The sequence below is a fragment of the Saccharicrinis sp. GN24d3 genome, assembly GCF_052400645.1.
Classification (GTDB): Bacteria; Bacteroidota; Bacteroidia; order Bacteroidales; family Marinilabiliaceae; genus Saccharicrinis.
On record NZ_JBQTGI010000047.1, the window covers coordinates 1 to 18,879 of the forward strand.

Sequence of the window (18,879 nt, forward strand, 5' to 3'; positions counted from 1 at the left end):
AACAAACGCATCCAGAAATAATTAATTTAATTTTTAATGGCTAAAGTTAACGGCTATGGAAAGTAATCGGGACAAGTTATGCCTCGTTTCAAGTAAAACCTTGTTTTATTGCACTTTCAATGTTCACGACGAACCTCCAATACATAATCCGGGTTTAAGGTTGCCAACCTTTAAAACAAGAGACCTCCCACAGCCCCGTGCCGTTTTATCTTATTACGGTATTCCGTAATAATCCATCTATAACCACGCCATCCCTATGACTCCGGTAGACCGTTACACTTCACATTGCTGTTCATCCATACAACATTACAGGGTTCGAAGACCGCCAAAACTCTCCCCGTCTACAGATACACTTCTCGAAGCTACCTTGGGTTCACACTTGCGCATTACGGCCTGGTCATTTGAACATACCGGGCTTCAGCGACAATCCTCACGGACATAACTGTCGGCAGCTCTTCTAAATGAACAGTACATTATTGCGATAAGAGAGAGCAAAATCAAGCTTGCTTGAATTATGCCGAACGGAGCAATGATCTTTAAGAAAATTATTTAGGTAGGATTTACTCCTACTGGATTACCACAGCGGCGTGGCACACCAGCGGAAAATTGTATGAGTAGTGCCGAATTTCGAAGCTCTTTACTGTCAGACCAAGATGAACTTTGGTACGAGAACTGCAGCTCAAATTACGAACTTCACTCGGCATTACTTATACAAAATGTTGAACTAAAACCCAATTGAGTGCTGGACTTGGAAATTGGGCATAAAAAAAGCGGTAGCAGGGACTTGTATCCCTTTACCGCTTTTTTTTTGCTCAACTGGGCTTTAATTCCTATAATGTTAGCAGCTGGGTTTTATTTCTTTATATCAAATCGGTCTGCATTCATAACTTTCACCCATGCTTTAACAAAATCATTTACAAATTTCTCTTTGTTGTCATTTTGTGCGTATACTTCGGCATAAGCTCGTAAAATTGAGTTTGAACCAAAAACTAAATCAACCCTTGTTGCTGTCCACTTAACTTTTCCTGTTTTTCTTTCTCTAATGTTGTAAAGGTTGTCAGAAACAGGTTCCCATACAAAACTCATATCTGTGAGATTTATGAAAAAGTCATTCGTTAAAACACCTTCTCTCTCTGTAAACACTCCATGTTTAGTCCCTCCGTGATTAGTCCCTAAAACGCGCATTCCTCCAATTAAAACAGTCATTTCGGGAGCAGTCAGTCCCATTAACTGGGTTCTGTCAAGAAGCATTTCTTCGGATTTTACGGCATAATCTTTTTTCTGCCAGTTTCTGTATCCATCGTGTAAAGGTTCAAGAACTGAAAACGATTCTGCATCGGTCATTTCATCAGTTGCATCGCCTCGACCTGCAGCAAAAGGAACTTTAATTTTCACACTTGCCTTTTCAGCGGCTTTTTCAATGGCTGCACTTCCACCTAACACAATCAAATCGGCAATGCTTACTTTTTTGCTTAATCCGGTCTGTATCTCAGTAAGTTTTCTTAATACTTTTTCAAGGCGTTTAGGTTCATTGCCTTCCCAATCTTTCTGAGGAGCGAGACGGATTCTTGCACCATTTGCACCACCTCTAAAATCTGAACCTCTAAAAGTTCTTGCACTGTCCCACGCGGTATTGATAAGTTCTGCTGGGGTTAAATCACAATTTAAAAGTTTTACTTTTAATTCTTCTATTTCTGATTCTGACAAAGTGTAATTTACTGTTGGAATAGGGTCTTGCCAAATTAAATCTTCGTTTGGAACATCAGCACCAAGATAACGGCTTTTGGGTCCTAAATCCCGATGAGTAAGCTTAAACCATGCTTTAGCAAATACTTTGGCAAAGTATTCTGGGTCTTTGTAAAAACGCTCTGATATTTTTCTGTATTCAGGGTCAATTTTCAAAGCCATATCTGCATCAGTCATCATTGGGTTACGACGAACCCCTGGTACATGGGCATCAAAAGGTTTATCTTCTTCTTTAATATTGATTGGTTCCCATTGTTTAGCCCCTGCAGGACTTTTTCTTATTTCCCAATCATAAGTAAAAAGCAAATAGAAATAGCTGTTGTTCCATTTGTTAGGAGTTGTCGTCCATGCTCCTTCCAAACCACTCGAAACGGTGTTTTCAGCATTTCCTTTTCCTTTAGGATTATGCCAGCCAAATCCTTGCTGTTCGATAGGAGCACCTTCCGGATTTTCACCTAAAACAGAGGCATCGCCATTTCCGTGAGTTTTCCCAACGGTATGTCCTCCTGCGGTTAATGCCACGGTTTCTTCATCATTCATTGCCATTCTTTTGAATGTAACACGCATAGCTTGAGCAGTTTTTAAAGGGTCAGGATTTCCATCAACTCCTTCGGGATTTACATAGATTAATCCCATTTGAACAGCTGCAAGAGGATTTTCCAGTGTTTCTTCGTTTGATTTATTTGAATAGCGGTCTTTTCCTAACCAGTCTTTTTCCGCACCCCAATAAATATCTTTTTCAGGATGCCAAATATCTTCTCGTCCTCCGCCAAATCCGAATGTTTTGAATCCCATTGATTCATATGCCATGTTTCCTGCAAGTATAATTAAATCAGCCCATGAAAGTTTGTTGCCGTATTTTTGTTTAATTGGCCATAATAACCTTCTTGCTTTATCCAAATTTACATTGTCAGGCCAGCTATTGAGAGGTGCAAAACGTTGATTACCTGTATTACTACCTCCTCGGCCATCAGCAGTACGATATGTACCTGCGCTATGCCAAGTCATTCTAATCATTAAACCACCATAATGTCCCCAATCGGCTGGCCACCATTCTTGGCTATCTGTCATAAGTTTTTTGAGGTCGTTTTTAACAGCTTCTAAATTGAGCTTTTTAAATTCTTCCCGATAATTGAAGCTTTCACCAAGAGGATTTGTCTTAGTATCATGCTGGTGCAAAATATCTAAATTAAGTGCATTTGGCCACCAACTCATTACGGAACTATTGGTGTCCGTATTTGCTCCGTGCATGACAGGGCATTTACCTTTTTTTGAATTGTCCATAATATTTACTTTTAAATTTAAAATCTAAAGTTAATCGTTTCTGGTACGTTTTCCAACCTTGCAGCGTAGAGTAGAGCCTGATAGCTTACTCCAATTAATACCCCTAAAAGTAATAATTATATGTAAACTATCAGCGCCCCCTGCATCAAACCGTATCCCGATGTTCGGGACAGGCTGTGCAGTTTTCCCTCATACGGCTTACCGATAGTGTTCTCTATTTGCTTTTCATATGAATCTACCCGGCACATGTATAGTCCATTAGCTATATGAACCACCTGTGACTTCCCTTCATATTTGAACCCGCAATATGCATTAGAAAATCTATTACACATTGAAATTGTTTCAAAACAAGACACTCCGCTGCTTCACTTCAACTCTCCATAACGATGCTCCCGAAAGTAATCGGGACAAGTGATGCCTCGTTTCAAGTAAAGCCTTGTTTTATTGCACTTTCAATGTTCACGACGAACCTCCAATACATAATCCGGGTTTAAGGTTGCCAACCTTTAAAACAAGAGATCTCCCACAGCCCCGTGTCGTTTTATCTTATTACGGTATTCCGTAATAATCCATCTATAACCACGCCATCCCTATGACTCCGGCAGACCGTTACACTTCACATTGCTGTTCATCCATACAACATTACAGGGTTCGAGAACGTCGAAACTCTCCCCGTCTACAGATACACTTCTCGAAGCTACCTTGGGTTCACACTTGCGCATTACGGCCTGGTCATTTGAACATACCGGGCTTCAGCGACAATCCTCACGGACATAACTGTCGGCAGCTCTTCTAAATGAACAGCAAATTATTGCTCTCACTTATCGCAAAAATTGGTTTGAACGTGGCTCGTGCGACTTGCCAATGGGCTTACAAATAGGGTTGAAAAATTAATTCAAGCAAGTAATCTCCTTTTTTTAATACGGAGATAAAGTAAGCGACACAATCTCACTTTTAGTTCCTATTCTGAAAGGAGGCCCAAATGTACCAACGCCTTCTGAGACATATACTTTTGTCCCATTAAAATTGTGTAAGCCACGATTGTATTCAAACATCATATCAGCAAAAAAGTTAAACGGAAATATCTGCCCGGCATGGGTGTGTCCGGCAAGATACAAATCAACACCATGCTGGTTTGCATGTTTAATTCCACTGGGGGCATGATGCAGAAGTACGCTAGCCTTTTCTTTGTCAATATTTAATTTAGGTAAGGTTTCTTCAATAGTTGGCTTGTGTCCTGAAGCATGCATATCAAGTGAATTTCGGTCGGCAAGCATGTGTTTCAGCCCAACTATCTGCAAGCCATTTAAGTGAATAACTTCATTTTCTAAAACCTTAACGCCAACACTTCGCATTAAAGCTACAATGCTATCGTTATTCGTAGCATGGTCGTGATTACCATCTACAAAATATATAGGAGCTTTAAGTTGTTTTAGTGGCTCAAAGTATTTTTTGTTTAAAGCGTACTTACTATCCAAATAATCGCCTGTTAGAAATATTACATCAGGATTTTGAGCATTGGTTATATTGATAATATTTTGCAAAAAACCATTGGTTCTGAAATGCCCAATATGAATATCAGTAAGGTGCACCGCTTTAAGCTCTTGGTTTAATCCCTGCATTGGAATATTCACAGGAGTAACTCTAATATGTGATGCATTCCAATAGCCCAAAACAGAAATAATGAAAGCCAATCCAAAGCCAATAAAACCAAAGGTAGAAGAGGATAGTTTTACGAATATATAAATACCGTCAGCAATTAAAAATGAGAATACCAGAAAAAGATAAACACCTATGGCAAGCGCTGTAATTCTATAGATTGTATGCCCTAATTCTCCAGTAGCATTCATAAAAGCACCAAAGCCAAAAAGAAAAAGTATAGTCAGCAAACTATACCCAAGATATACAAGTCGTGAATTTTCAATTCCAAATACTAAAGTGGTTTTCTTGGATACATAGACCACCGATAATACAAGAATTGCCAGCATGACGGATAATATCATATAAGATAGAAATTTCATTTCAAAGTGTTTTTATTTATTTTTGGCTAATGTGTTGCGTTTAAAATCGGGGTGATGATATGGTTGCTTAGCTACAATTCAATGAATTACCTGTTCCTGAAAGATATAGAATCGTTTTTTTTTAAACTTTTGTTTTAATTAGAAATAGGAGATAGAGATACTATGCGTTGATACATCATTAGAAATAGTGAATTAATTCACACCTCCATTTTCAATATACGCTTTAGGGCTAATCCCTGTTTTTTTCTTGAATAGACGTGAAAAGTATTGTGGATATTCAAATCCCAATTTATAAGCAGTTTCAGAAATAGAAGCATTCGGAGCCAGCAATAAGTTTTTAGCTTCTTCAACCAAATATAAATTGATTTGGTCAACTGCCGTTTTTCCAGTTTCGGCTTTTATGGTATCGCTCATGTATCGGTGGCTCACGCCTAATTGATTGGCTAACCACTCGACTGTTGGGATTCCATTTTCCATTTGCCGCCCACTTTCAAAATAAGCGTCTAAAATTTCCCTGAATCTGGTCATCAAATTCTTATTGATTTCTTTTCGGTTGAGGAACTGACGTTTGTAAAATCGGTCGGAATATTTTAACAGCGTTTCCAGGTGTGATATGATAATTTCCTTACTAAACTCGTCCTGGTTGTTATTATATTCGGCATCAATCCCTTTTAAAATAAGCTTGATGATTTTTTCTTCTTTCGGAGACAGATGCAAGGCTTCATTTACATTGTAGTTGAAGAAATTGTAATTTTTAATCAATTTTCGGATATCCAGTCCTCGAATAAAATCTTCGTGAATAGCAATAACCCAGGATTCTGAACTTATGACTACATCTTTAAAAGCATATGTTTGATTAGGTGCAGAAAACAATAAGGTTCCGGTATTGCAATCGTATTTTGTACGTCCGTAAAGAATTTCACCCGAAACGATGTTTTTAAGGCTGATGAGATAAAACTGGTTGCTGTAACTAACTTCTTCCGAAGACACCGCACCACAGTTCTTAATTTCATCGGGGTTCAAGGTTTTACATCCTATACTAAAAAGCGGATTTTCAGGCTTTGGTAAATGATGAGCCTGATTAAATTCCGTAATAGTTGCAAAGTTTATATGTTTCATCGGTACATAGTTAATGTAAAACTATAAAAACATCTTTGGCTGCCAATGCTATCTTTCTTTAACAACAGCAAACCAAAGATGTTGATTTATATTATATGGGTATTATTTGAGGTTTTCGACCTGGCCAAAAATGGTTTCTCCACGTTGTAATGTTTGCGTGTATTGTGGATATTCAGGTTTTAAAACACTCGCGTCATCCAATAGCTTCATTTCATCATCGTTTAACACAATATCGGCTGCTCCCAGGTTATCAATTAGCTGCTCTTCCTTTCGTGCTCCAACTATTACGCTGGTAACACCTTGTTTGTGAAGTAACCAGGCCAATGCAATTTGTGCAACAGAAGCATTTTTACTTTCTGCAATTTCCATTAGTTTATCGACAATATTAAAACCTTGTTCCTTTTCAACCGGTGGAAAATCAAAATTTACTCTTCGACCTGAAGCTTCACTTGTACGCGTAATTTTCCCACTTAAAAAACCTCCTGCTAAGGGGCTCCATATCAAAGTTCCCAATCCTAAATCCATTGAAGCAGGTATAATTTCCCTTTCCAATTCACGTCCCACTAATGAGTAATAAGCCTGAACAGAACAGAATTTTTCAGTGCCCAATAATTTCGCTAATCCATCAGCTTTGGCAATTTGCCATGCACTGAAATTTGAAAGACCGATATATCTCACCTTTCCCTGACGAACCAGGTCATCCAGTGCTTTCATTGTTTCTTCAAGAGGTGTTGTTGCATCGAATTGATGAACCTGATATAGGTCGATGTAATCGGTTCCCAAACGTTTTAAACTGGCTTCCACTTCCCGCATAATCGCCAGGCGGCTTGTACCAAGGTCATTGGGTCCGGTAGTTATAGTACTATATAGCTTAGTTGCAATAAGCACATCTTTCCTTTTATCACCTAAGGCTTTTCCGAGCATAATTTCCGATTCGCCCGAACTATATACATTGGCGGTATCAAAAATGTTAATACCCGCATCCAATGAGAGATTAACCATTTTTGTGGCCAGTTCCTGTCCGGTTGTTCCAATCACTCCGGTGTTACTTCCACCTTCTTTGTCGAAGGTCATGGTTCCAAGTGTTAACTCCGAAACGTACAATCCTGTGTTTCCTAAACTTTTGTATTTCATCTCATTATTATTTTTAGTTTTTATTTAGTTCCATTCCATTAATAACCTGAGTTCGATTTTAAATAATAGCCTCAGAAAAACAGAAATGTGCAAGATTTGAATTGAAAATTTTGAAAAAATAGCGGGCTATTTCTAGGAATTTTCGGTTCGAAGATTGTGCATTTCTGTTTTTTCCTTCGGATTTCACTGATTTTTGCAGAAATCACCGCATATTTTTTCGAATTATCCCGATAGTTCTTCGAAAATATGCAATAATTTCTGCTAAAAATTAGTTGAAACTGAGGCAGGATTTAAAGTCGAACTCAGGTTAATACTTTATCCCTGTTAATTCTTCAGATAGCGTCCAAAGCTTGTGCGCTGCGTCGACATCATGTGATCGCTCGCTTGATTCGACCTTAATGGGTGCGCCGTGCAGTTCAAAAAAATCCTTCGGGCCGAAAAAATCACCCGAAGACGCATTCTCGTCTATTGCGGCTCGCAGTGTTGGCAGTGCTCCCATATCTTTGCTCTGGCCGAAAAATATATTTAAAAATCTCACCAAGCCACGCTGAAGTCCTGATGTCGTCCATCCTGGATGAGCGGCTGTAACCATAGGGTTGCCACCTTCTGATTCAAGCCGCCTTTTCAGCTCATAGGCAAAGTAGAGATTCGCCAATTTGCTATCTGCGTACGCCGTAAAATTGCTGTATTTTCGCTTTTCCCAATTCAGATCATCCAGATCGATCTTCGAGGACTTATGAGCGCCGGCGGAAACGACCACCACGCGGGAATCTGGTGTTTTCTTGAGTGTCTCGATCAAATGTCCGGTCAATGCAAAGTGACCTAAATGATTCGTGCCAATCAGAATTTCAAACCCGTCGTCAGTCTTGGCATAAGGGCACGCTACTCCTGCGTTGTTGATCAGCATATCAAGTCTGTCGAAATTTGCTAAAAACTGCGAACTGAACGCTTGAATTGAACGAAGACTGGAAAGATCCAACTTAATAACAGAAATGTCGGCGTCTGGATAGTCTGCTCGAATTTCCTCTGCAACCTTCTCACCTTTTGATACATTTCTAACAGCAAGTATCACAGTCGATTGTTTCTGTGCTAACACCCTTGCAGTTTCCTTGCCTATCCCGCTCGTCGAACCAGTAACTATAGAGACCCTGCCTTTTTGACTGGGTATGTCGTCAGTACTCCAATATTTTCTTGACATAATTTTCTCTCCTAAACTTTTATTTTTTTTGATTTTGTTCGCCAAACGTCATAGCGTCGAAGCAGAACCGCGATACGTAGAGACCTGTGTTCGCTATTTTTTTGTATTTCATGATTTTAATGCTTTAATTTTTAATGAAAATTATCATGATACAAAGTAACGGCACACAAGCGGCATATCACTTAAACATTTTGGTAGATGATGTATACATTTTCGTTAGTTAGTTGCTAATATTAAATCTGGTATAAAGCAAATATCATTTATTGCAAGAGGAGTGTTAGAAAAGAAATAGCTCTTTTGCAAGTTTTAGCTACGCTGATTTTTGCTCCGTTCGGTATAGCTCAAACCAGTTTGACTCTACTTTCACTAAATGCAAAAATTGGTTTGCGGATTGGTTTGCGGGGTTTGTCCCGAAAATTGTCGGGATGCTGTTTGCGGGTGGGGTTTCAATTCTGTACTGACGTTTCAAAAAAGGGTGCGAGGGGAAAACAAAATAAATTCCAATCAAGATTACACGTACCTTTCTACGGAGAAGTGTCTGTTTAGCTAAAAATTAACGCTGTCATTAGTCGATCGGCATTATACTACAAAGCTATAACGCTAATCATAATGTTAAAATGGTATAATATAACAGATAGTATCTTTACAGAAGGTTCAACTATAGTTTAATTCACATTCCGGTATTCCGCCGGAGTAACACCTGTCTTCTTTTTAAACAAACGAGAAAAATATTGCGAGTATTCAAAGCCTAAATCGAAAGCGATTTCAGAAACTGTATCGCTCGAGTTAAGGAGCTTGCTTTTTGCTTGTTCTATAACAAAGTAGTGAATATGGTCTTGCGCATTTCTACCCGTTTCCTTTTTAAGCAAATCGCTGAGGTAATTGCCCGACATGTTTAATTCGTTGCCACAATACTTTACCGTTGGTACGCCTTGTTTTAGAGCCATACCGGTGCTATAATATTTTTTCAAAAGATGCTCAAACTTACTTACTAAATCTTTATTCAGGTTTTCGCGCGTATAAAACTGGCGGTCGTAAAAACGGGTGCAGTAATCCAGCATCTGTTCAATGCTACCTATAATTAGTTTCTGGCTATGCTTATCAATATTGAGGCTATATTCTTTTATTATTTTATCACGCAAGTCTGCCATGATCTGTTTTTCATCTTCGGACAAATGAAGCGCTTCGTGAACATCGTATGAAAAAAATGAATAATCATCCATATGTTCTCCGAGTGGCGATTTTCTAATAAAATCGGGATGAACCATCAAAGACCAGCCTCCGTCCGAATCGTTAAATTCCCATTCGGGTATAGATATAACCTGTCCCGGTTTAAGAAACATCATAGTTCCTTCCTGAAAATCGTAAGTATTTCGCCCATAGCCAAACGATGCGTCGCTATGCATTTTATAAATTATTAGATACATATCGGCAGCAACATTTTTCTCAATCATTTCCTTGTTTGAATACATGTTTTCGTGATAAAAAACACTTACCAAAGGATGCTTGGGCTTGTCTAGCCCCATAAATTTATGAGCTTGACTAATTGTTTTTAAACGATGTATATTTTTCATTCGACTAGATTTAAAATTTTTAAGGTGTCTCATAGCATGCTCCGCCTTAGCGGAGGAACTCGCACTAATCATTTGCGGTTGTCCGAAAAGCTTGACCATGCTCGTTTCATATTCTGTTGTAAATAACCATTTTAATGGCAACTATGTAATAATCATTATAGATATAATTTAAACGGAAAACAAATTATATCCTAATTATTGGCGGTTAAGAGGAAAAGAGAAATGTACTGACATTATCTCCTTTCTCATGTTTAACCATTATCCTTTTGGCATATACGCAGGATTTAGCCTTAATGCTTTAATCCGCCAACCTTCAGGTGTTCGTACATAATCGTTATTATAACTCGCCAACATATTTTGCAGCTCTCCACCACCTAAAGTCATCGGTGAGATTAACATCCATTTTGCAGTGGCCTTATCGCCTTGCAAATCGATTATGGGATTTGAGAAACTATGGATAAATAAATCAGACCTGGCATCCATCATTTTAAACAGGTCAGAAATCTGTTGAATACCTTGTACGGATATATTTTGTGCCTTAGACTCCCAGCTTGCATCTTCAGTAAATACTTCTTCCAATCCATCGGTAATCATTTCTTTTCCATCCCATCCTTTATCTACCAATTGCCCATAGGCATATTGAAGCGTTTTTATGGCTTCCAAATCCTCTAATCGTTGTATTCTTTGTTCTATTGTAGGATTCATAGCGTGTTCTGTAGTTTAAATAAAAAATTGTGGTTGTTTATCTTTCTGTTTCGACATGGCATACGCTAACACTGATACCAGAGGATGTTTTAATTCTCGTGCTTCGTGAGGACAAGATTTGACACAAGCAAAGCAAGTCATACACCTCTCTGCATCGCAACTTAAATCATCGGTTATAGCTCCAACCGGGCAAACACCAATACAAACTTTACAATCTACACAATCCTCGGTAGGTTTCGATACCATCTTGGGCATACTTCCTGCTGGTTTTGTGGGGAGCTTACCCGGAATGTGGCTTTGAATACTAAGTTTACGAATATCATTAATCCCGGCTCCTGATAACTTTTCTTTTATTTGAGCACCGAAAAATTTGGCAGTTTGTAAATCTTCCTGATTAGGTCTTCCTTCGGCAATCTTCCTTTTTTTGTTAGCGAAAGAGTGTTCCCCGATAAAACTTGTTGCTCCAATAATTACAAATCCATTGGTTTCGATGATGTTGTTTAATTCCATTAAGGCATTGCCAAAGGCTCGGTTCCCATACATCGAAACACAAACTGCCGGCTGCCCCGAACCTTTAATGCCTTTTATACGCTCCATCGCAACAGTTGGAATTCTGCCACCATGAGCAGGTGCTCCTATGATAAGTAAATCTCCATCTTTAGCATGGAACTCTTCTGTATCTTTAGTTAAGTCGATTTCAACAATGGTTTCTGTTTCAAAACCGGATGCAATAGCGTTTACCACCTTTTGCCCAGTATGTGTTGGAGAAAAATAGACTGCAATAACTCTTTTTAATTCAATCATGATATTAAATTTTGTTTAGTTCCTCGCTTGCATCATCTCTTTAAATTCCTGCTGTTTTTCTTTGCTTAGGTTAAAGAAGCATTCTATTCCGTTGGGATTAAAGCAACTGTTACACGCAACACACTTTGCTTTTGTTCCATCGCCATTCATCCATCGTTTAACCAAATCAGATTCCCTTACTAACGGACGACTCATGGAGAAAGCCTCAATTTTTGTTTCCGAAAGAATGTTGTTCATCTCATCAACGTCTCTTAATCCGCCCACAAGAATTACGGGTGTATCTACTTTATCGCTAAGCTTTTTGGCTGCATTAAGATGATAGGCTGCATATTTTTTTGAACGCGCTGAACCATGAATCCCTGCCATTGAACCTCCACTAACTTCTATGGCGTCGATTCCATTTGCTGCAAGGTGCTCACCAATTACCAGAAAATCTTCTTCGTTTAAACCTTTATTGTTTACTTCAAAATCGGTACTACTTAGCTTTATCCATACTGGATAATCTTGACCACAGGTACTTTTTATTTCGCTTAAAACATCAAGTACAATTTTCATTCTGCCATATACATCGCCGCCATACTCATCAGTACGTTGGTTGTACAAAGGGCTCATAAATTTGTTAAGCATGTAACCGTGTGCACCATGAATTTGCACACCATCAAACCCTGCTTCTTTGGCATAGGCAGCTGCCTGTCCAAATTCTTTTACAAACTCCTGAATTTGTTCTTTCGAAAAGGCAGTGGCTTTAATACCGTTCATCGGGTCGGTATATTCCGATGGGCCATAAACAGCACCTTCCGGTTGATAAAATATCTGCGTGCTTGCATGATTAATCTGAGCTACCATTTTTGTGCCATAGCCATGGGCCATATCGGTTACTTTCTTAAACTCAGCTACCGTATCAGCATCTAATTCAAGTGAGTTTTCAGCGTAATGATCTGACTTTGAAAATACCAGGTAGCCCATAATAATCGTCCCAACTTCACCTTTGCTAAGGTCTTCGTATTTATCAAATATTGCTTTATTGGGAACAAAATTTTTCTGCATTCGGGTCGTTTGTGGCTGAACGTACAAATCTGTTTTTTACTTCGATACCACCAAGTAATGTGGTGTTAAATACTTCTTTTGTGTACATTTCTATATATCTTAATATCCAAATTGTTGTTTGATTCCCGCTATAAACATTTCATAGTTTAACTTTTTACGATTGGCAAGCAATTCTACAGCGTCGGCTCCGGCTTCGTATCTTAAGGTGTTTGTTCCGTCGGTAACAGCCGCATAAATTTGTTCGGTAACCACAATTGGAGGTGACGAAATATCACCCACGCTGTTATGAAACTTCATCAGTTTTTCGATTGCTGACTGGTATTCTATCATCGTTTCGTCGTTATTAAAATCGAAGGAACGTCCGCCAAAATCAGTGGCAATAATACCCGGTTCAATAATTTTCACTTTAATTCCAATAGGCTCCAACTCAAAATGTAATGATTCGGAAATACCTTCGATGGCGAATTTTGTTCCATGATAAAGTGAGCCTAATGGGAAAGTTGTTTTACCTCCAATAGATGAGATATTAACAATAACACCATCTTTGTTGGCTCTGAAATGAGGAAGAAGTGCACGGGTAACATCTAACACTCCAACAATGTTGGTATTTAGCTGGCGAATCATTTTCTCTCTCGGGAAAGCCTCCAGCGGACCAAAAGCTCCATAACCGGCATTGTTCAGCAAAACATCTATTTTGCCAAATCTTTCAATCCCTTCATTTACTGCCTTGTCGATTGACTCCAGGTTGGTAACATCTAAGCGGGTTACCAAAGTATTTTCCAGTTTGGTAAGCTCTTCTTCCTTTTCAGGAGTTCGCATGGTTGCAATTACATTCCATCCTTTTTCGTTGAAATACTTTGCTGTGGTTTTCCCTATTCCGGTACTTGCACCCGTAATTAATATTGTTCGTTTCATTTTGTATTGTTTAAAAATTTAACTGCTACAAAACTACTGTTGGTACACTTCGTGGATGTATAGCAATTACAGGATGTTGTATACTAATTACATTACAGCATAAGGAAATCATTGCTTCAAAAAAAAATCACAGTAATAATGAAAGATATTACTGTGATTTTCGGAATAACGTTAATCTATTAAAAGATTGAATTATTAATTAGGATAATTGTCAACTTCAAAAAAGCCTGTTATATCTTTTAATTTCTGTTATTTTTTTAAAATTCTTGTATAGTAGGACGAATTACTAGTTCGTTAATATCTACATCTGCAGGTTGATCAATAGCGTAGGCCACAGCTTTTGCAATGGAAATTGCAGGAATAGCATCTTTGTAAACTTGCTGTATAAATTGTGAAGTCGCCTCATCTGAGCTTCCTAATTGTAGTTCAGATTCTATCAAACCAGGTGTTAATATTGTTGTTCTAATATCCTTACCAACCTCTTGCCTCAATCCTTCACTTATTGCACGTACTGCATATTTAGTACCGCTATAGACTGCTCCACCTGGACTTACTTTTAATCCAGCAACAGATGCTAAATTGATAAAGTGACCCGATTTTTGTTTTTCAAATTCCGGTAAGGCTGCTGCAATACCGTATAACACACCTTTTATGTTAACATCAATCAAACTGTCCCATTCGTCAATTTTTAGAGCACTTAATGGTGCTAAAGGCATAATACCAGCATTATTTACCATTACATCAATTTTGCCAAAACTGTCAATGGCTTTTTTTACCAATGCTTTTACATCATCCGCACTGGTAACATCTGTTCTTAAAATTTCAACAGCTCCTCCATTTTTTTTAATTTCTGAAGCAACTTTTTCTAATTTTTCTATTCTACGAGCACCTAATACTATTTTTGCTCCTTTTTCTGCCAAATAACGAGCTGTAGCTTCTCCTAATCCGCTACTTCCTCCTGTAATGACTACTACTTTGTCTTCTATATTATTTTTCATCTTATTAAGATTGTTTGTTTTCTAATGAATAAGATGGAACTCGCATGATTTTAATAAATTGCCAATGTGTGAATATTTCTCATGCTCGTTTCATTTTATTTAATTTTTGTTTCTAATAAATAATCCATTTTATACGCTTGCAAGGAACCATCTTGTATTGGCTGTGTTAATTCATTAACCTTATCTGCTCCTAGTGGTAATCCAACAGTGGTTCTCGTAGGTCTGGAGCCTTGAGGCATTTCAGCAAGTTTTAAGTAAGCCTCAGCAACTAAATTAGGCTGAGGGAAACCTTCTGATTGTAATAAGGTAGCAACCTCTTCCATCATACCTCCAAAAATTGCTTGCAACTCAGAATACTCTCCTACAATTTCTGTTCTTGCTTCAGGAGAAAATGAACCGGCCAAGTTTGTTGCAAATGGTCCTGGTTCAACTAAAATAGTTTCTACACCGGTAGTCGCCAATTCATATTTTAAACTTTGTGTGTAAGCCTCTACAGCAGCTTTAGATGCTCCATAAGTTGCTGCAAAAGGAGCAAATACTCTACCATATGCAGATGTTGTATTAATGATTAGTCCCTTTCCTTCTTTACGCATAATTGGTAATACGGCTTGCGTGGTTCTAATTATGCCATAATAATTTACATTCATCAATTGATTTGCTTGCTCAATGCTAAAGGCCTCTGCGATGCCCATATGCATAATACCAGCATTGTTTATTAGTACATCAATTGTACCTGCTTCTTTAATTATGCTGTTCATTGCAACTTTTACCGATTCGTCTTCGGCAACGTCCATATTCACCACTTTAATATTCGAAGAATATTTTTCCAGTTCTTGTTTCTTTTCAGAATTGCTTCCTTCTGGATTTCTCATCGTTGCATAAACCTTGTAAGCGTTGTCTGCAAATAGCTGTGCTGAAAGATATCCAAATCCGTTACTGCTTCCTGTGATAACTACATTTTTCATTTTGTATTGTTTAAAAATTTATCTGATACAAAACTACTGCTGGCACGCTCCTCCGCTGTATAGCAATTACAGGATGTTGTATACTAATTACAGAAAAACAAAAAAAGCCGGCATTTCTGCCAGCTTTATTATTGATTTTTATATTATTACCTATATCGTAATCAACTTCTCATTCTTTTTAATAATACCCGTTAGTTTGCTCATATACTTTACGGTAATACCCAAATCTTTTAAAGTATCAGAAAGCTTCATTTTATCGGCACAAGCTTTACAGGCTTCAACAGTTACGCCCGTTTCCATCAGTTTTTGAAGTTCTTTTTGAACTTCCTCATCGCTACCTGCAAGACGTGTTGAGCCGCCCCAAATAATAATATTTACTTCGTTCCACCAGCCACTTTTAATGGAATTACCCGAGTACATGGCTACCATGTTCATAAAAGTGTCTTTATCGTTACTTGTCCAAAGGATGTTTAATTTGTCCATTTTTATATTTTTAGTGCATCGTATTCATTTCTTTTATCAGGTTGTATTTCAAAGCAAGCTCTGATTTTTTCTCGTCATCCAATGATTTCATGTACCCCTTCCAACCGGGACAGAAGTTAATATGCCAACGCCAGAATTTCCCTACAAATGATTTTGGGGCTTTGTCGTATTTTGCTCTTAATTTGCACTCTTCGCAATTGTGTTTTTTCATACTATTAAAATTATTTGTTTTCAAAGGTATAGTATGGAACTCGCTGTATTTTAATCATCATATTGGATGCGAATGATTTACATGCTCGTTTCATAAGTATAAATTTTAAATGATTCTATTTTTTTGAATCGTATAAGATTCTTTTGCCCACTCCGTAAACTCATCAGCATCCTCAAAAACATCGGGCGGAACATTATAAAAAGAAAGAACCGTTTTGTTGTTTTTAAAGGGTTTCAGTTGAGTTGAGCCTGTTTCCTCGAATTTCGCACGATTGGTTTCGTCAACTTTTAAGTAAACTTCATCGTTCATAATCATTCCAAAAGCCAACTCTTCCTGGTACAAGGCTGCACCGCCAAACATACGCTTAACCTGTACATTTCCCCAACCCGACAATTGGTCGAGTACATATTGGATAAAATCGTTTGATACTGCCATCTTATATCAAATTATTATTAAGATAATCCTACGCCATTACTTATTTCTTGAATAAAGTTTTAAAGCTATCCATGCTCCAATTACGAGTTCGAGCCAAGCCAAAGGGAAAATTTTAAATGCAGCACTCCATTCTCCAAGTCCTGCGTTTACATTGGCAATCCAAAATATACCGATAGTTGCAAAGGAGGTTACCGTTCCTGAAATAAGAACCGATTTTCCGTTTTTTTTAAAAACTACTGAGCAAAGCCAAAAGATAAATACCAAAACAGCCGCAAGAATGGTGTCCCATAAGCCCCAAACCAAGGCATGACTAACTTTCATTTGCTCCATACCCACCAATTGAAGTTTACCCTCGAAAAAAGATTCCATTAGCGGAAATGCCACAAACACTGCCCTAGCCGTTTCGCCAATATGAATCCAAATACTCGTAATTAAAGTGATAATTACAAATTGCTTAACATTGAATTTTCTGTTTTCCATATCTATAATTTCAGATTACGTTGGCAAGAAAACTCCATTTTCTTCGTTACGCTTGTCATGAAATTCCTCATTTACAACAGTAAACTGTGGATTTCCTGACTTCACAAGCCTTGAAAATGAATATTTCCTATCCAACTTTATGTTCAAATACTAAACGCAAAATTACAGATGTGGGTAAATTATGACGTTGATATTTGCTAAGAAATCAGATTTTAAGCATCACGTATTTCTTTGCGAATGCGACTAAGGTGTTCTGCCGAACGAAGCGATGATCTTGTGAAAAATTATTTAGGTAGGATTTACACCTACTGGATTACCACAGCGGCGTTGCACACTAACGTTGGCAATATGAAACGGTTGGGTTTTCGGGCTACGTTCTTGTCCACCGACAAGAATGCTGAAGCGAGAACAAATGCCCACAAACCACTGAACCCCAGCTGTTTTATATTGTGTGTTGGGCGCTGGCATTATTTCATTATTACAAATTCTCTAAAATTATCTTTGTCAATCACGTTACTTTCTGCATTATAGGATTCTACAAATGTTTTAGGTAATCTTGAAGTCTTTTTTTTATTCCATTTAAATTCATATCCTATTATTTTCCCACTGTTTTCTTCAACAAAATCAACTTCTTGCTGCTGTTTGGTTCTCCAAAAATATGTTCGAGCTAGACTTTGCTTATACTCGATTTGTTTCATTCTCTCAGAAATTAAAAAATTTTCCCACAATGCTCCTTTGTCAGTTCTTAAATCTAGGGGATTAAAATTTCCAATAACCATGTTACGAACACCATTATCGTAGAAATAAATTTTCTTATTAGTTTTTATTTCATTCCTAACATTTCTGCTAAAACTACTCAATTTGAAAATAATATAACCTTGTTGAAGTATATCAATGTACTTGCTAATAGTATTCTTGTCAACATGGACAATCTGGGCTAATTCTGAATAATTCACTTCGCTACCTACTTGAAGAGCTAAAGCCTGAACCAACTTTTCAAGCACCTCAGGCTTTCTAATGTCCGAATATGATAAGATATCCTTGTATAAATAGCTATTTACCAAATTACGCAGAATACTAATTTCATCTCCATTATTATTTAAGACATCAGGGTAAAATCCATAAAGTAGTCTATTTTCTAATTGTTGCTCTGAATTCAAATACCCATGATGAGTTTCGAACTCTTCCCATGAAATAGGAAACAATTGATACTCCCATTTTCTGCCAGTCAATGGCTCATTTATTTTGTTGGTTAAGTCAAAAGAAGAAGAACCGCTTGTAAATAATTGGACATCCTTGAACCTATCTGTAATAATTTTCATGGTGAGCCCAATTCCTTCAATTCTTTGAGCTTCATCTATGAATACATATTTGTATTTCCCTAAAATTGTCCGAATTTGTTCTGTATTAGGTTCTGTCAATAGTGTTCTTGTTTTGGGGTCATCTCCATCAAGCAATAAATAATCTTTTGTTTCAAGTATTGATTCAATAAGAGTAGTTTTGCCAACTTGTCTTGGTCCAATAACAACTATAGCTTTACCCGAACCTAATCTACTTTCAATTTCTTCTCTTAAATATCTTGAATACATTTTTCTTTTTTATTCAAAGATAATACTTTTCGTGAAAATATTCACTATAAGTTATGCTTTTACGTGATTACACCAATTTCCCCTGCTTGCGCCCAACGGCAGTCTGTCTAAAAACTATCCGCAAAATAAAATTTATTGCGTTTTAAGCCCTTTTTAAGCTGTTGTTTGGGT

Annotated in this window: 18 protein-coding genes; all 18 read right to left on the reverse strand. The window is 37.6% G+C overall.

What is annotated here, in order from left to right; translation table 11 throughout:
• Positions 1-852 precede the first annotated feature (852 nt).
• The 18 genes from katG to ACT29I_RS25020 all read right to left on the reverse strand — a co-directional run bounded on the left by katG (position 853) and on the right by ACT29I_RS25020 (position 18,708).
• Positions 853-3,030 (reverse strand): catalase/peroxidase HPI, encoded by a 2,178-nt coding sequence (gene katG / locus ACT29I_RS24935; protein WP_444794746.1) that lies wholly within the window; start codon positions 3,028-3,030, stop codon positions 853-855.
• A 116-nt stretch (positions 3,031-3,146) separates the two neighbouring features.
• The gene (locus ACT29I_RS24940; protein WP_444794747.1) at positions 3,147-3,362 is read right to left on the reverse strand and encodes a hypothetical protein; all 216 of its coding nucleotides are present in this window, start codon (positions 3,360-3,362) and stop codon (positions 3,147-3,149) included.
• A 585-nt stretch (positions 3,363-3,947) separates the two neighbouring features.
• Positions 3,948-5,051, reverse strand: a complete 1,104-nt coding sequence (locus ACT29I_RS24945) for a metallophosphoesterase (protein ID WP_444794748.1) — start codon at positions 5,049-5,051, stop codon at positions 3,948-3,950.
• Between the two features lie 192 nt (positions 5,052-5,243).
• Complete coding sequence (locus tag ACT29I_RS24950; protein ID WP_444794749.1) at positions 5,244-6,170, reverse strand: helix-turn-helix domain-containing protein; 927 nt, start codon at positions 6,168-6,170, stop codon at positions 5,244-5,246.
• A 102-nt stretch (positions 6,171-6,272) separates the two neighbouring features.
• Positions 6,273-7,304, reverse strand: a complete 1,032-nt coding sequence (locus ACT29I_RS24955) for an aldo/keto reductase (RefSeq protein WP_444794750.1) — start codon at positions 7,302-7,304, stop codon at positions 6,273-6,275.
• Between the two features lie 307 nt (positions 7,305-7,611).
• A complete protein-coding gene (locus ACT29I_RS24960) occupies positions 7,612-8,502 on the reverse strand; it encodes an oxidoreductase (RefSeq protein ID WP_444794751.1) in 891 nt (296 codons plus the stop codon).
• A gap of 665 nt (positions 8,503-9,167) precedes the next feature.
• On the reverse strand, positions 9,168-10,076 hold the full coding sequence (locus tag ACT29I_RS24965) for a helix-turn-helix domain-containing protein (protein WP_444794752.1): 909 nt from the start codon (positions 10,074-10,076) through the stop codon (positions 9,168-9,170).
• Between the two features lie 258 nt (positions 10,077-10,334).
• Positions 10,335-10,781: a nuclear transport factor 2 family protein gene (locus tag ACT29I_RS24970; RefSeq protein WP_444794753.1), complete on the reverse strand. Its 447-nt coding sequence runs from the start codon at positions 10,779-10,781 to the stop codon at positions 10,335-10,337.
• A 15-nt stretch (positions 10,782-10,796) separates the two neighbouring features.
• Positions 10,797-11,585 carry an EFR1 family ferrodoxin gene (locus ACT29I_RS24975; RefSeq protein ID WP_444794754.1) on the reverse strand — a complete coding sequence of 263 codons (789 nt, stop codon included), beginning with the start codon at positions 11,583-11,585 and terminating at the stop codon, positions 10,797-10,799.
• 15 nt (positions 11,586-11,600) lie between these two features.
• Positions 11,601-12,632, reverse strand: a complete 1,032-nt coding sequence (locus ACT29I_RS24980) for an NADH:flavin oxidoreductase (protein WP_444794755.1) — start codon at positions 12,630-12,632, stop codon at positions 11,601-11,603.
• Positions 12,633-12,731: 99 nt separating this feature from the next.
• Complete coding sequence (locus ACT29I_RS24985; protein WP_444794756.1) at positions 12,732-13,547, reverse strand: SDR family oxidoreductase; 816 nt, start codon at positions 13,545-13,547, stop codon at positions 12,732-12,734.
• A gap of 257 nt (positions 13,548-13,804) precedes the next feature.
• Positions 13,805-14,545 (reverse strand): SDR family oxidoreductase, encoded by a 741-nt coding sequence (locus ACT29I_RS24990; protein ID WP_444794757.1) that lies wholly within the window; start codon positions 14,543-14,545, stop codon positions 13,805-13,807.
• Between the two features lie 95 nt (positions 14,546-14,640).
• Positions 14,641-15,510 carry an SDR family oxidoreductase gene (locus tag ACT29I_RS24995; RefSeq protein WP_444794758.1) on the reverse strand — a complete coding sequence of 290 codons (870 nt, stop codon included), beginning with the start codon at positions 15,508-15,510 and terminating at the stop codon, positions 14,641-14,643.
• A 150-nt stretch (positions 15,511-15,660) separates the two neighbouring features.
• Positions 15,661-15,993 (reverse strand): DsrE family protein, encoded by a 333-nt coding sequence (locus ACT29I_RS25000; protein WP_444794759.1) that lies wholly within the window; start codon positions 15,991-15,993, stop codon positions 15,661-15,663.
• A gap of 10 nt (positions 15,994-16,003) precedes the next feature.
• On the reverse strand, positions 16,004-16,204 hold the full coding sequence (locus ACT29I_RS25005) for a hypothetical protein (protein ID WP_444794760.1): 201 nt from the start codon (positions 16,202-16,204) through the stop codon (positions 16,004-16,006).
• 105 nt (positions 16,205-16,309) lie between these two features.
• Positions 16,310-16,639 carry a TfoX/Sxy family protein gene (locus ACT29I_RS25010; RefSeq protein WP_444794761.1) on the reverse strand — a complete coding sequence of 110 codons (330 nt, stop codon included), beginning with the start codon at positions 16,637-16,639 and terminating at the stop codon, positions 16,310-16,312.
• A gap of 36 nt (positions 16,640-16,675) precedes the next feature.
• Entirely contained in the window at positions 16,676-17,119 is a 444-nt protein-coding gene (locus ACT29I_RS25015) for a hypothetical protein (protein ID WP_444794762.1), read from the reverse strand.
• 467 nt (positions 17,120-17,586) lie between these two features.
• Positions 17,587-18,708 (reverse strand): ATP-binding protein, encoded by a 1,122-nt coding sequence (locus ACT29I_RS25020; RefSeq protein WP_444794763.1) that lies wholly within the window; start codon positions 18,706-18,708, stop codon positions 17,587-17,589.
• Positions 18,709-18,879 lie beyond the last annotated feature (171 nt).